12 protein-coding genes, 1 pseudogene and 1 other annotated feature are annotated in these 13,934 nt (G+C 58.0%); of the genes and pseudogenes, 4 read left to right on the forward strand and 9 right to left on the reverse strand.

Annotated elements, in window-relative coordinates; translation table 11 throughout:
- Window positions 1–68: 68 nt before the first annotated feature.
- The 5 genes and pseudogenes from trpA to E7738_RS04420 all read right to left on the reverse strand — a co-directional run bounded on the left by trpA (window position 69) and on the right by E7738_RS04420 (window position 6,636).
- Window positions 69–872 carry a tryptophan synthase subunit alpha gene (gene trpA, locus E7738_RS04400; protein ID WP_238561984.1) on the reverse strand — a complete coding sequence of 268 codons (804 nt, stop codon included), beginning with the start codon at window positions 870–872 and terminating at the stop codon, window positions 69–71.
- Window positions 872–2,065, reverse strand: coding sequence for a tryptophan synthase subunit beta (gene trpB / locus E7738_RS04405; RefSeq protein WP_058758632.1), 1,194 nt, complete (start codon window positions 2,063–2,065; stop codon window positions 872–874). The genes trpA and trpB overlap by 1 nt, the downstream gene beginning before the upstream one ends.
- A 46-nt stretch (window positions 2,066–2,111) precedes the next feature.
- Entirely contained in the window at window positions 2,112–3,479 is a 1,368-nt protein-coding gene (gene trpCF, locus E7738_RS04410; protein ID WP_394516134.1) for a bifunctional indole-3-glycerol-phosphate synthase TrpC/phosphoribosylanthranilate isomerase TrpF, read from the reverse strand.
- 1 nt (window position 3,480) lies between these two features.
- Window positions 3,481–5,074: pseudogene (trpD, locus tag E7738_RS04415) on the reverse strand (bifunctional anthranilate synthase glutamate amidotransferase component TrpG/anthranilate phosphoribosyltransferase TrpD).
- Window positions 5,074–6,636: an anthranilate synthase component 1 gene (locus E7738_RS04420; RefSeq protein ID WP_031280219.1), complete on the reverse strand. Its 1,563-nt coding sequence runs from the start codon at window positions 6,634–6,636 to the stop codon at window positions 5,074–5,076. The pseudogene trpD and the gene E7738_RS04420 overlap by 1 nt, the downstream one beginning before the upstream one ends.
- 23 nt (window positions 6,637–6,659) lie before the next feature.
- Window positions 6,660–6,764 (reverse strand) — a sequence feature (Trp leader region).
- Between the two features lie 155 nt (window positions 6,765–6,919).
- On the opposite strand from E7738_RS04420, the gene E7738_RS04425 reads away from it, so the two are divergent.
- Window positions 6,920–7,804, forward strand: a complete 885-nt coding sequence (locus tag E7738_RS04425) for an RNase RNM (protein WP_088517175.1) — start codon at window positions 6,920–6,922, stop codon at window positions 7,802–7,804.
- Between the two features lie 12 nt (window positions 7,805–7,816).
- Window positions 7,817–8,437: an L-threonylcarbamoyladenylate synthase gene (locus E7738_RS04430; RefSeq protein WP_021510107.1), complete on the forward strand. Its 621-nt coding sequence runs from the start codon at window positions 7,817–7,819 to the stop codon at window positions 8,435–8,437.
- Here E7738_RS04430 and E7738_RS04435 read toward each other — a convergent pair whose 3' ends face one another.
- Window positions 8,438–9,094: a serine protease family protein gene (locus E7738_RS04435; protein WP_394516135.1), complete on the reverse strand. Its 657-nt coding sequence runs from the start codon at window positions 9,092–9,094 to the stop codon at window positions 8,438–8,440.
- Window positions 9,095–9,912: 818 nt separating this feature from the next.
- On the opposite strand from E7738_RS04435, the gene rluB reads away from it, so the two are divergent.
- Complete coding sequence (rluB, locus tag E7738_RS04440) at window positions 9,913–10,791, forward strand: 23S rRNA pseudouridine(2605) synthase RluB (protein WP_021510110.1); 879 nt, start codon at window positions 9,913–9,915, stop codon at window positions 10,789–10,791.
- 33 nt (window positions 10,792–10,824) lie between these two features.
- Here the strand turns inward: rluB and cobO are convergent, their stop codons facing one another.
- Both cobO and E7738_RS04450 read right to left on the reverse strand, forming a co-directional pair.
- Complete coding sequence (cobO, locus tag E7738_RS04445) at window positions 10,825–11,412, reverse strand: cob(I)yrinic acid a,c-diamide adenosyltransferase (protein ID WP_058771274.1); 588 nt, start codon at window positions 11,410–11,412, stop codon at window positions 10,825–10,827.
- A complete protein-coding gene (locus E7738_RS04450; RefSeq protein WP_021510112.1) occupies window positions 11,409–12,173 on the reverse strand; it encodes a YciK family oxidoreductase in 765 nt (254 codons plus the stop codon). The genes cobO and E7738_RS04450 overlap by 4 nt, the downstream gene beginning before the upstream one ends.
- Window positions 12,174–12,347: 174 nt before the next feature.
- Between E7738_RS04450 and sohB the strand changes: the two genes are divergently transcribed.
- Window positions 12,348–13,394: a protease SohB gene (sohB, locus tag E7738_RS04455; protein ID WP_058758624.1), complete on the forward strand. Its 1,047-nt coding sequence runs from the start codon at window positions 12,348–12,350 to the stop codon at window positions 13,392–13,394.
- A 26-nt stretch (window positions 13,395–13,420) separates the two neighbouring features.
- On the opposite strand, the gene E7738_RS04460 is transcribed toward sohB, so the two are convergent.
- Window positions 13,421–13,669: a DUF2498 family protein gene (locus E7738_RS04460; RefSeq protein WP_058771275.1), complete on the reverse strand. Its 249-nt coding sequence runs from the start codon at window positions 13,667–13,669 to the stop codon at window positions 13,421–13,423.
- Window positions 13,670–13,934: the final 265 nt, after the last annotated feature.

Genomic DNA, 13,934 nt, shown 5'->3' on the forward strand with positions numbered 1-13,934 from the left:
TGTCGCAGGGGAGAAAAAAGGGGTAAGAAGTAAGAAGGGCCCCGCAGCCAGTGCAGGGCCGTGCCAACTTAGCGGGTAGCCGCTTTGAGATCGCTGACGAACGTTTGCAGTTCGCTGAGCAGCGCCGTTGGGTCGTTCTGATTACGCTCGATGATTTTCACGATGGCCGAGCCGGAGATGGCTCCGGCGGCTCCGGCGGCAACGGCCTCTTTCACCTGACCCGGCTCAGAAATGCCGAAGCCCTGCAGCGGCGGCGCAGCATGATATTCGCGCAGCTTCTCGATCAGATGGTGCAGCGGCAGGCTGGCGCGATTTTCCGCACCGGTAACGCCGGCGCGTGACAGCAGATAGGTGTAGCCACGGCCGTGCGAGGCGATTTCGCGCAGCAGATCGTCATCCGCGTTGGGCGGACAGATAAAGATCGGCGCAATGTTGTGACGCATCGCCGCCTGGCGGAACGGGGCCGACTCTTCCACCGGCACGTCAGCCACCAGCACCGAGTCAACGCCCACCGCAGCGCACTGCGCGTAGAAGTTGTCGATACCTCTGCTGAACACCAGGTTGGCGTACATCAGCAGGCCAATCGGCAGATCGGGGTATTTCTGGCGCACGGTGGCGAGCATTTCAAAACACTGCGCTACGGTGGTGCCGCCGGCAAAGGCGCGCAGCGTAGCGCCCTGAATCGTCGGTCCATCGGCCAGGGGATCAGAGAACGGAATGCCCAGCTCCAGCGCATCCGCACCGCCCGCGACCAGCGCATCAATGATTTTCAGAGATAGCGCCGGCGACGGATCGCCAAGGGTGACGAAGGGCACAAACGCGCCTTCCTGTTTCGCGGACAGACGTTGAAACAGCTGATTATAACGCTCCATCAGATCTCTCCCTTAGCTTTCAGAATATCGTGAACGGTAAAGATGTCTTTGTCGCCGCGGCCGGAAAGGTTCACCACCAGCAACTGCTCTTTGTCCGGGTTTTCGCGGATCATTTTCAGCGCATACGCCAGCGCGTGCGATGACTCCAGTGCCGGAATGATGCCTTCTGCACGACACAGCGTCTTAAAGGCCTCCAGCGCTTCATCATCCGTGATTGACACGTAGTCAGCGCGGCCGGTGCTGTTCAGGTGCGCATGCTGCGGACCGACCGACGGGAAATCGAGACCGGCAGAGATGGAGTAGGACTCTTCGATCTGTCCCTCTTCGGTCTGCATCATCGGCGCCTTCATGCCGAAATAGATGCCGACGCGACCGTGCTTGAGCGGCGCACCGTGCTCGCCGGTGTCAATACCGTGACCCGCAGGCTCCACACCGATCAGGCGCACGCTGCTCTCTTCGATGAAATCCGCAAACATGCCGATGGCGTTAGAACCGCCGCCGACGCACGCCAGTACCGCATCCGGCAGGCGACCCTCTTTTTCCAGAATCTGCGCTTTGGTCTCTTCGCCAATCATGCGCTGGAATTCACGCACAATGGTCGGGAACGGGTGCGGACCTGCGGCAGTGCCGAGCATGTAGTGCGCGGTTTCGTAGCTGCCGGACCAGTCGCGCAGCGCCTCGTTACAGGCATCTTTCAGCGTGGCCGAGCCGCTGTGTACCGGAATCACCTCTGCGCCCATCAGCCGCATGCGAAACACGTTGGGTGACTGACGCTCAACGTCTTTCGCGCCCATGTAAATACGGCATTTCATGCCGAGCAGAGCACACGCCAGTGCCGACGCCACGCCGTGCTGACCGGCGCCGGTTTCCGCGATGATCTCGTTTTTGCCCATGCGTTTTGCCAGCAGCGCCTGGCCCAGCACCTGGTTAGTTTTGTGTGCGCCGCCGTGCAGCAGGTCTTCGCGCTTCAGGTACAGGCGGGTTTTGCTGCCTTTGGTCAGGTTGCTGCACAGCGTCAGGGCCGTCGGGCGACCGGCGTAGTTTTTCAGCAGGTCAGTGAATTCAGCCTGAAACGCCGGATCGCGCTGTGCTTCAACAAAGGCCGTTTCCAGCTGACGCAGTGCTGGCATCAAAATCTGCGGCACATACTGGCCGCCAAATTCGCCAAAGTAGGGATTAAGTAATGTCGTCATCGTGTCCTCTTCCTTATCCGGCCCGCCCGCAGGCGGGCAGACGCAATTAATAGGCGCGCAGCGTGCGGAATACCGCCGCGACTTTGCTGGCATCTTTGATGCCCGGCGCGGATTCCACGCCGGAGTTGAAGTCGAGGCCGGCACAGCCGAGCTGAGCGGCTTCGACGCAGTTATCGGCGCTCAGGCCACCGGCCAGCAGCACATCAGCCAGGTCTTCACCCTGCAGCAGCGACCAGTCAAAGCGCTGACCGCTGCCACCCTGGCCATTATCCAGCACGTAGCGATCAACGTGCGGCCAGTCACGTGGCGGCAACCGATCTTTAATGCTCAGTGCCTTCCAGATGCGCACGCTGGCTGGCAGCGCCTGGCGCAGTTCCGCAACGTAGGCTTTGTCTTCGTCGCCGTGCAACTGGACGGCCGCAAGCGATAAACGCGCGGCTAACGTGACAACGTCACTGATAACCTGATTGCGGAACACGCCGACATACTTCAGTGGCGCAGCGGCGATCAACGCCTGCGCCTGCGCCTCGTTAACCTGGCGCGGCGAACCGGCGGCAAAAATCACGCCGCCATACAGCGCGCCAGCCTGATGCGCGGCCTGCGCGTCTTCCGGGCGGGTCAGGCCGCACACCTTGTTATCGCCCAGCAGCACGCGGCGCACGCCGGCGTCGAGGTCGTGCTCTTCCATCAGCGCTGAGCCAATTAAAAAGCCGTTAGCAAAATGGCTCAGCTCGCGCACCTGGGCGTAATTATGGATGCCGGACTCGCTGATCACGGTGACGCCATGGCTGAGACGCGGGGCCAGCTGACGCGTGCGATTCAGGTCAATCGACAAATCACGCAGATCGCGGTTATTGATGCCGACCACTTTAGCTTCCAGCGCGATAGCCCGCTCCAGCTCTTCTTCATTACTGACTTCGGTCAGCACGCCCATTTTCAGGCTGTGCGCCACCGCAGCCAGCTGACGGTACTGCTCATCATCCAGTACGGACAGCATCAGCAGAATGGCATCGGCCTGATAATGGCGCGCCAGGTAAATCTGGTAGGGATCGATAATAAAGTCTTTGCACAGCACCGGCTGCGTGATGGCGGCGCTGACCACCGGCAGGAAATCAAAGCTGCCCTGGAAATATTTCTCATCGGTCAGCACTGACACTGCAGAGGCGTAATGGCGATAGATCCCGGCGATAGTCGCGGGATCAAAATCGGCGCGAATCAGTCCCTTAGACGGGGAGGCTTTTTTACACTCCAGAATGAAGACGGTGCGCGTGCCACGCAGCGCCTCGTAAAAATGACGTTCCGCCGGCTGCAGATCGTTCTGGAAGGAGGCCAGCGGCTGCTGCGATTTACGTGCTTCAACCCACAGGGCTTTATCCTGCACAATTTTCTCTAATACGGTGCCCTTGATACTCATTTCATCCTCTCGCTGCCAGTGCCACAACGCGCTCGTACGCCTGACCGCTGCGAATGGCAGCCATGGCGCGCTCAGCGTTATCGCGCAAATCTTCATTTCCGAATACTTTCAGCAACATTGCGACATTTACCGCAACGGCCTGCTCGTGGGCGGGCTGGCCTTTACCCTGGAGCAAACGCGTCAGAATGTCACGGTTTTCTTCCGGTGTGCCGCCGGCCAGTGCCTCTTTCGGCTGGAAGCTGAAGCCAAAGTCTTCCGGCGTCAGCTGATAGCTGGTGATCTCGCCGTCACGCAGCTCAGCGACCTGGGTCGCACTGTGCAGCGCCACTTCATCCATGCCGCCACCGTGCACCACGGCAGCACGCTGGTAGCCCAGTACTTTCAGCGTCTGGGCGATGGGCAGCACCAGTTCCGGACTATAAACGCCTATCACCGCCAGCGGTGGGCGCGCCGGGTTGATCAGCGGACCCAGCACGTTAAACAGCGTGCGGGTTTTCAGCTGCTGGCGCACCGGCATCGCGTGGCGGAAACCGCTGTGATACTGCGGCGCAAACAGGAAGCAGACGTTGAGATCGTCCAGCGCCTGCCGTGCCTGCTGCGCCGGCATGTCGAGATTGATACCGAAAGCGGCCAGCAGATCGGAAGATCCGGATTTGCTGGAGACGCTGCGGTTGCCGTGCTTGGCCACTTTCAGCCCGCAGGTGGCGGCGACAAAGGCGCTGGCCGTTGAAATATTAATGCTGTTGCTGCCGTCACCGCCGGTGCCAACGATATCGGCAAAGGTATAGTCCGGACGCGGGAACGGTCTGGCATCGGCCAGCAGCGCGGAGGCGGCACCGGCGATCTCTTCCGGGCGCTCGCCACGCACTTTCATGGCGATCAGCGCCGCTGCCAGCTGCGTCGGCTCCAGCTGTCCGGTAATAATCGCGCTGAACAGCTGGTGGCTCTCGGCCTGGCTCAGCGTTTGCGCCTGATACAGTTTTTCCAGAATAGTTTGCATCATCATCTCCCTGTTATTTCGCCAGCGCCCAGGCCAGTGTTTGCTCCAGCAGACGTGCGCCCTGCGTGGTGAGAATCGACTCGGGATGGAACTGGAAGCCGCACACGCGGTCCGTTTCGTGACGCACCGCCATCACCATGCCGTTGTAGCCGGCGTTAACCGTCAGTTCCGCCGGCGTATTGCTGCCCACCAGCGAGTGGTAACGCGCCACCGGCAGCGGGTTGCTGAGGCCGGTAAACATCGCCTCGCCATCATGGGTAATGGCGGAGGCTTTGCCGTGCAGAATTTCGCCCGCCTGGCCGACGTGCCCGCCGTAAGCTTCGACGATAGCCTGATGGCCGAGACAGATACCAATGATCGGCAGCTGACCGCGCAGCGCCTGTAACAGCTGCGGCATGCAGCCGGCATCTTTCGGTGCGCCAGGGCCGGGTGAGAGCATCAGCACCGGGTTTTCCATCTGCTGCAGGCGGTCGATCAGCACTTCTGCCGGGACGTTGTTGCGGTAAATCACCACGTTGTGGCCAAAAGTACGCAGCTGATCAACGAGGTTGTAGGTAAAGGAGTCGATATTATCGAGCAGCAGGATATCGGCCATCAGAAAATCTCCTTGCAGTGATGGGCAGTAGCGATGGCGCGCAATACCGCGCGGGCTTTGTTGCGGCTCTCATCCGCTTCAGCCTGAGGCTGAGAATCCAGCACCACGCCGGCACCGGCCTGCACGGTGGCGACGCCACCTTCCACCCAGGCGGAGCGGATGACGATGCAGGTATCCAGGTCGCCGCTGGCGGTGAAGTAGCCGACCGCGCCGCCGTAGCTGCCGCGCCGCGTACCTTCTTTTTCCGCAATCAGCTGCATCGCGCGCACTTTCGGTGCGCCACTCAGCGTGCCCATGTTCATGCAGGCGCGATAGGCGTGCAGCACATCAAGATCGTTGCGCAGCGTGCCTACCACGCGGGACACCAGATGCATCACAAACGAGTAGCGGTCCACTTTGGTTAAATCCGCCACGTAACGGCTGCCGGGCACACAGATACGCGCCAGGTCGTTGCGCGCCAGATCCACCAGCATCAGGTGCTCAGCCAGCTCTTTATGATCGGTGCGCATTTCCAGTTCAATACGGCTATCCAGGTCGCGATCCAGCGAGCCATCCGCATGGCGACCGCGCGGACGCGTACCGGCAATCGGGTAGATTTCGATCTGGCGCGAGCTGGCGTCATACTTCAGCGAGCTCTCCGGCGAAGCGCCGAACAGCGCAAAGTCCTGATCCTGCATAAAGAACATGTACGGGCTGGGGTTGCTGTTTTTCAGCGTATCGTAAGCCGCCAGCGGTGACGGGCACGGCAGTGAGAAGCGGCGCGACGGTACCACCTGGAAGATTTCGCCGATGCGAATGGCCTGCTGCAGTTCGCTTACCACGTTGCAGTAAGCTTCATCGCTCTGGCTGGTGCTCAGCGTCATCTGCTCGACGCGCTGCACCGGCAGCGCAGGTGCTGGCTGCGTCATCTGACCGTGCAGCTGTTCAATACGGCTCTGCAGACGCTGAAACTCGCTGGTGGACGGCGCAAACAGGCTGGCCTGCAGACGGGCGCTGCGCTGCTGGTGATCGATCACCAGTAACGTTTCGGCGAGGTAGAAACAGTAATCCGGGCAGCTTTGGTCATTGCGCAGCGGCGGCAGATCTTCAAATCCCGCCACCAGATCGTAGGCAAACAGGCCGCCCAGCAGCATGGCTTCACGTTCTTCGGCCGGGCTGTTAACCAGATGCGGAATCAGACGCAGCGCATCAAACACCGACAGCGCTTTCAGGCGGGAGTCTTCATCGTGCAGACCCTCAACCGGCGTGAAATGCAGCTCACGTCCGTCCGGGCGCACGGCGATGCGCACCTCGGGGGGCAGTGCTTCGTCCAGCAGCGGCAGCAGCGCGCGGCCGTTTTCCGACAGCGCCTGCAGGGTAACAACATTGCCCAGGGCGCTGATGCGCAGCGCGCTGTCGACAATCAGCAGGCTTTTCAGGTTCTGCTTGCTGTCGATATCGGCAGATTCAAGCAGCAGAGTTGCCGGACGTGCGCCGCATAATTGATGAAACACTGCGGCCGGATCTTCGCGGTAGGGCGCGGTACCGGTAATCAACTTCAATGTAGGTTTCGCATTAGCCATAATGGATTCTCTGAATTTCGCTCAAAAAAAAGCCCGCTCGGTGGCGGGCTCAGGTATCTGCACTGCGGTTACGCAAAATGTGCATGACGACGTCGCCCGTGAAAGGGATCATCGCGCCACCAACCATTAACATGCGTACCGATAAGAGCCATGATTAAATACCCGTTACGTGTGAACTTGTGTACTAGTTAACTGGTTCGGGTGAAAAAAGTCAATACCCTTTTTCAGTTACGGGCAAAATCGTTATCATGCCAGCCGGTTTAATGCAGTCGCTGGAGTGACCTTGTCAGATATCGCCCGTTTTCCACTTTATGATTTACACAGCCATACCCAGGCTTCTGACGGTTTGCTGACGCCGACCGCGCTGGTGCAGCGCGCCGTTGAGATGCACGTCGGCGTGCTGGCGATTACCGATCACGACAGCGTGGCGGGCGTTGCTGAAGCGCAGGCGGCGGTGCAGCAGCTTCAGCTACCGCTACGGGTACTGGCCGGTGTGGAAGCGTCGACGCTGTGGGAAAACCACGAAATTCATATTGTCGGGCTCAACGTTGATACGCAGCATCCGGCGTTAACCGCTTTTCTGGCGCAGCAGCACCAGTGCCGTATGGCACGTGCAGAGTTGATTGCTGAACGGCTGGAGCGCGCGCGCATTCCTGACGCGCTGGCCGGCGCTCAGCGTCTGGCGCAGGGCGGGGTGATCACCCGCGGGCATTTTGCCCGCTATCTGGTAGAGCTGGGCAAAGCCGATAACATGGCGCAGGTATTTAAAAACTATCTGGCGCGCGGCAAAACCGGCTACGTGCCACCACAATGGTGTACAATTAAACAAGCCATTGATGCTATTCATCATTCTGGCGGTGTGGCGGTGCTGGCCCATCCTGCGCGCTACGGGCTGTCGGCCAAATGGCTGAAGCGACTGATTGCGCATTTTGCCGCAGAAGGCGGCGATGCGATGGAAGTGGCACAGTGTCAGCAGGCACCGAATGAACGTACCCAGCTGGCGAGCTATGCGCGCGATAATCAGCTGGCGGCTTCGCAGGGGTCCGATTTTCACCAACCCTGTCCGTGGATTGAACTGGGGCGCAAGCTATGGCTGCCGGGCGGCGTGGAGCCGGTCTGGGAGCGTTTTCCCGCTTTAGCGCCGGTCAGATCGCACGTTGATGGGTGATATGAGGTTTTTATGAGTCAACTTTTTCACATTCATCCGGAAAATCCGCAGCCGCGTCTGGTTAATCAGGCGGTGGATTATCTCAATAAAGGCAGCGTTATTGTCTATCCGACCGATTCCGGCTACGCGCTGGGATGCCGTCTGGAAGAGAAGAATGCCATGGAACGCATCTGCCGCATTCGTCAGCTCGATGGTAACCATAACTTTACCCTGATGTGCCGCGATCTTTCTGAGCTGTCGACCTATTCGCAGGTGGATAACAGCGCGTTTCGCATTCTGAAAAACAATACGCCAGGCAATTACACCTTCATTCTGAAGGCCACTAAAGAAGTGCCGCGTCGCCTGATGAACGATAAACGTAAAACCATCGGCCTGCGCGTCCCGTCAAACCCGGTGGCGCTGGCGCTGCTGGAACGCCTCAATGAGCCGATGATGTCGACCTCACTGATGCTGCCAGGCAATGATTTCACTGAATCCGATCCGGAAGAGATCCAGCACAGCATCGGCAAGCTGGTGGATTTAATTATCGATGGCGGCACGCTGGGCCAGCAGCCAACCACCGTGATCGATCTCACCAGCGATGCGCCCGTCATCGTGCGTGAAGGGGCAGGCGATACCCGCCCATTCCTGTGATTACGCCTGGCCAGGCGCTGTTTGTGGCGTCTGGCCGATATTGGCTTCCAGCCAGCGTTTGAAATCGCCGTACGGAATGTACAGCGAGACATCTTTTAAGATGACTTTTTTGCTGCGTACGTTAGCAATTTCATGGCTGTAACCCACAATCACTCCGCTAATTGTCTGGTCGGCATTATAGACAGCGCCGCCCGACATCCCCTGAACGACACCGGCATCGGAAGCCATTGCCATACAGGGCTTTTTATTCCAGCGATTATTAATGGCGGTACGCGCCAGATTAACGCCGCTCGACTCCACCGGCATCGCGGAAATAAAACTATAGCCATACATTTTAATTGGCTCGCCCACCGCGCTGCTGCGGAATTTCGCCAGCGTATCCGGACTATTTTTATGATAAATAATTGCGACGTCGCAATAGGGGTGATAAGCCTTCACGCGCTGCACGGCGGTTTTGGCCACGTGCGCGGCAGTCAGGCTGTATTCCGGCGTTAACGGAATGGTTGTACCGAGGATGCCCAAACCCAGTACCGTCGGGATGCCGGTCACGCTCATATCCACGTGCTGCAGCGCCGTACGACTGTACTCAGTATGGCCCACGGAACAGCCGCTCAGTGCCAGCGCTGCAAGCGCCGGCCAAAGCAGGGAGGTTCTCATGATGGCGGTCTTCATTTAATGTCCGTCAGCAAAATCCCTGGTGAAGACTTTCGACAGACAAATTAAATTCAATCCGTGAAACGATTAGCGCGCCATTTCCTGAGCGCGCCGGATTATATTATCAGGCCAGCTGTACCATTATTTGTTAATGGCTTGTTGTTTTAAAGCTTATAAAAAGTAATTAAAATAATTTCTGATACTGCTTAGCCGAATTCAGGATTAAATTTTACACAGTTTTCGCGGCAGAACAATTCATCATATTTAATCTTTATCAAATAAAAGCGAAAATACAGACTTAATCCAACCTGCAGCGCCAATCCGCTGTATGGCTGGGGCTGCTGGCTGCAATAAGCTTTACTAACACCACTATTCAGTTCTTTGTGCTGATTTTGGTGTTTTGCGCCGATTTTCTGTTTGCACAACTGCAGCCTGGCCGGGAACATTGCGGGTAACAGACTGGTGAGCCTCTTTAATCTATTGCGGCACTAATCGGCGCAACATTAAATAAATAAACGGTCTCAGGCAAAACGACGTAATTTCAGCGGGTTGCGCAGGCTATCCTGACGCTCGTTACGCAAATCAATCAGAAATCTGAATCAATGACCTTACTGCCCGCTTCAGCCTCCGGATCACAGGCGCTTTATTATCGGCAGAAAAGGAAAAGGTGTTAACGAAACTGTAGCTGGTGTAAAATCTCCGGCCGTCCGCGCTGGCACCTGGCGCGAAGCGGTCACAGATTCTGATACGGGACCTGGTAACGCCGGTATCTTACCTCTTCATTACCACGACGCCTGGGAAGGCGACAACGAGGCAGCTCCATGAGCGAGAAATTACAAAAAGTATTAGCGCGCGCCGGACACGGTTCGCGCCGTGAAATCGAAGCAATGATTTCAGCCGGACGCATCAGCGTCGATGGCAAACTGGCGACGCTGGGCGATCGCATCGAAAATGACAAAACCCTGAAAATCCGTATTGATGGCCATCTGGTATCGATTGCTGAATCGGCCACCGAGGTGTGTCGCGTACTGGCGTATTACAAACCGGAAGGTGAGCTGTGCACGCGCAACGATCCTGAAGGGCGCCCAACAGTATTTGATCGTCTGCCGCGCCTGCGCGGTTCACGCTGGATTGCCGTCGGCCGTCTGGACGTGAATACCTGCGGTCTGATGTTGTTCACCACTGACGGTGAGCTGGCCAACCGCCTGATGCACCCAAGCCGCGAAGTTGAGCGTGAATACGCGGTGCGCGTATTTGGTGAAGTGGATGACGAAAAAGTGCGTCAGCTGAGCAAGGGCGTGCAGCTGGAAGACGGTCCGGCAGCGTTCAAAACCATCAAATTCGCCGGCGGCGAAGGCATTAACCAGTGGTACAACGTCACCCTGACGGAAGGGCGTAACCGTGAGGTGCGTCGTCTGTGGGAAGCGGTTGGCGTGCAGGTTAGCCGTCTGATGCGCGTGCGCTACGGCGATATTCAGCTGCCAAAAGGTCTGCCGCGCGGCGGCTGGATGGAGATGGAACTGCCGGCGGTCAACTACCTGCGTAAGCTGGTGGGACTGCCGGAAGAGACCGTGACCAAAGTGGCGGTCGAGAAAGATCGTCGCCGCACCAAAGCGAACCAAATCCGCCGGGCGGTGAAACGCCATAGCGCGGTAAGCAATAACAGCCCGCGTCGCAACAACACCAAACGCGGTGCCTGATGCTCCCCGACGCCGCGCCTGCGGCGTCAGTTTTTACCAGTCGATTCCCTGCTGTGCCTGAATGCCGGCATCAAACGCGTGTTTGACCGGACGCATCTCGCTGACGGTATCCGCCAGTTCCAGTAGCGTGCGGTGACAGCCGCGCCCGGTAATGATCACACTTTGCTGCGGCGGACGCTGCTTCAATGCAGCAATCAGCTCATCCAGATCGAGATAATCCATACTCACCATGTAGGTGATTTCATCGAGGATCACCAGATCCAGCGACGCGTCTTGCAGCATACGTCTGGCCTGTTGCCACACTTGCTGGCAGGCGGCCGTATCGCCGGCACGGTTTTGCGTCTCCCAGGTAAAACCGGTGGCCATCACCTGAAACTCCACGCCGTGCTGCGCCAGCAGATTGCGTTCGCCGTTAGGCCATTCACCCTTAATAAACTGCACGGCAGCCACGTTTTTACCGTGGCCGCAGGCGCGCAGCGCGGTGCCAAAAGCGGCGGTGGTTTTACCTTTGCCGTTGCCGGTAAACACCATCAGGATGCCGCGCGTTTCGGTGGCGGCGGCGATGCGGGCGTCAACCTGTTCTTTCAGCCGCTGCTGGCGTTGCTGGTGACGATCGCTCATGCGCTGGCCGGTCCCGGCTTGCGCCCCGGTTGTGCATCGTAGCTGATGCCGGTTTTACGGCGGCTGTCATCGCCCATCAGATAGAGGTAGAGCGGCATCAGGTCGGCCGGGGTTTTCAGCAGGCTGGCATTCTCCTCCGGGAAGGCGCTGGCACGCATTTTGGTGCGCGTGCCGCCGGGATTGATGCAGTTCACCCGAAGATGGCGGTTTTTATACTCATCGGCCAGCACCTGCATCATGCCTTCGGTGGCGAATTTCGACACGGCATACGCGCCCCAGCCTGCGCGGCCGGTGCGGCCCACGCTGGAGGTGGTGAACACCAGCGAACCGGCGTCGGATTTCAGCAGCAGCGGCAGCAGCGCCTGCGTTAAATAGAAGGTGGCGTCGAGATTGATTTGCATCACCTGCTGCCAGACCGCCGGATCGAGTTCCGCCAGCGGCACGATCTCACCGAGAATGCCGGCGTTATGCAGCACACCATCCAGCCGCGGCACCAGCGCGGCAACCTGTTGTGCCAGCTGCTGGCAGCTTTCCGGTGTGGCGTGCGCCAGATCCAGCAGCAGCGTAGCGGCGGGCTGTTTATTGAGCTGATTAATCGCCTCAGCGGTTTGCTGTAGCGTGGTGGCGTTGCGGCCGAGCAGAATCACGCGCGCACCGTAGCGCGCATAGGTCAGGGCGGCTTCGCGGCCGATGCCGTCGGAAGCGCCGGTCACAAGAATGATGCGATTGTCCAGCAGGTCGCTTTTCGGTTGATAATGCACAGCGATGTCCTTTGCAGGTCAGAGGGTTTTTTGGCTTTATGCCTCAATTTGGCGCAAGGTGCAATCGCCGCAACGCGCATTCTGTGCCGCCTGCCGGCATTTCAGGCGACGAACGGCATCAAAGCGGGTAAACTCAGGGTTTGACTGTAATTCACTGTTTAATAAGGCGGCAGAATGGATTTACTCTCCAGCTATGGATTATTTCTGGCCAAGGCCGTCACCGTCGTGGTGGCGATCGCAGCTATTGTACTGATTGTGCTAAATGCCGCGCTGCGTAAACGTCACAGCGGCGGTCAGCTGCGCTTAACCCATCTCGACGAAGCCTATCGTGAGATGAAAGAGGACCTGCAGTTGGCGAAGATGAAGCCGCAGGCGCAAAAAGTGTGGCTGAAGCAGCATAAGAAAGAAGAGAAACAGAAAGCCAAAGCCGAAAAGCGCAATGCCAAAGCCGGTGTAACTGAAGCGGCGAAGCCGACTCTCTATGTGCTGGAGTTCAAAGGCAGTATGGACGCCGGCGAAGTCAGCTCGCTGCGCGAAGAGATCTCCGCGGTGCTGGCGGTGGCACAGCCGGGTGATGAAGTGCTGCTGCGGCTGGAAAGCCCCGGTGGCGTGGTGCACGGTTATGGCCTGGCCGCGTCGCAGTTACAACGTCTGCGTGATGCGGGGCTGCAACTGACGGCGGTGGTGGATAAAGTTGCCGCCAGCGGTGGATACATGATGGCCTGCGTTGCGGATCGCATCGTGGCGGCGCCGTTCTCCATCATTGGTTCCATCGGCGTGGTGGCGCAAATCCCTAACTTTAACCGGCTGCTGAAGCGTAACGACATTGATGTGGAGCTGCACACTGCCGGCCAGTACAAACGTACGCTGACGCTGTTTGGTGAGAATACCGAGGAAGGGCGGGAGAAGTTTCAGGAAGACCTGAATGAAACCCATCAGCTGTTTAAAGATTTTGTGCATCAGATGCGTCCGGCGCTGGATCTGGACAAAGTGGCGACGGGCGAACACTGGTATGGCCGTCAGGCGCTGGATCTGGGGCTAATTGATGAGATTGGTACCAGCGATGCGCTGATCATTGCGCGCATGGACCGTTTTAGCGTGCTGGGCGTGCACTTCGCGCGCAAGAAAAAAATGATTGATCGCGTGACCCACAGTGCCAGCGTGGCAGCCGAGCGGCTGATTCTGAAAATCTGGCAGCGCGGTGATAAACCGCTGTTGTGAACCAACCCGGCGCAGGCCGGGTTTTTTTATGCCAGGTGATACTGCGCGGAGAGCACCACGGCAAGGTGCTTAAACACGTTAAACACCGCCGTGGTTTTGGCGGTCGGCAACCCTTCATCGTCGAGGAACCACGGGCCGCGAAACACCAGAACCTCGCCCTGCTGAATCACCTCAGTGGCTTCCATCCCGGCAAAATATTCATCGTGCTGCTGAAGGAGCTGATTAGCGATTTCCAGTAGCGCCTGGTGTGAAATGGATTCCGTTTCTGCTGACATTTTTCACCTCTTTTTTGACAGCGAATTTTCTCCTTCTATATTACTTGCCTGTCGGTGCGTTCAGCAAATCAGCGTTCGGTCAGAAAACTGGCGAGAAATTAAACAGAATGCTAATTAAGTTGCGTAACAGATTTTATCAGGTAGAGTGTGGGCGATTCAGCTTTCAGGGAGATCACACCAGGATGTGTGATACCGTCAGACGGAAAACTCGCTCTTAATCATCAAGTTGCAAATGCCGATGCAATCTGACCAGAGATTGTCCCCG

Source organism: Pantoea sp. SGAir0430, from assembly GCF_043549295.1.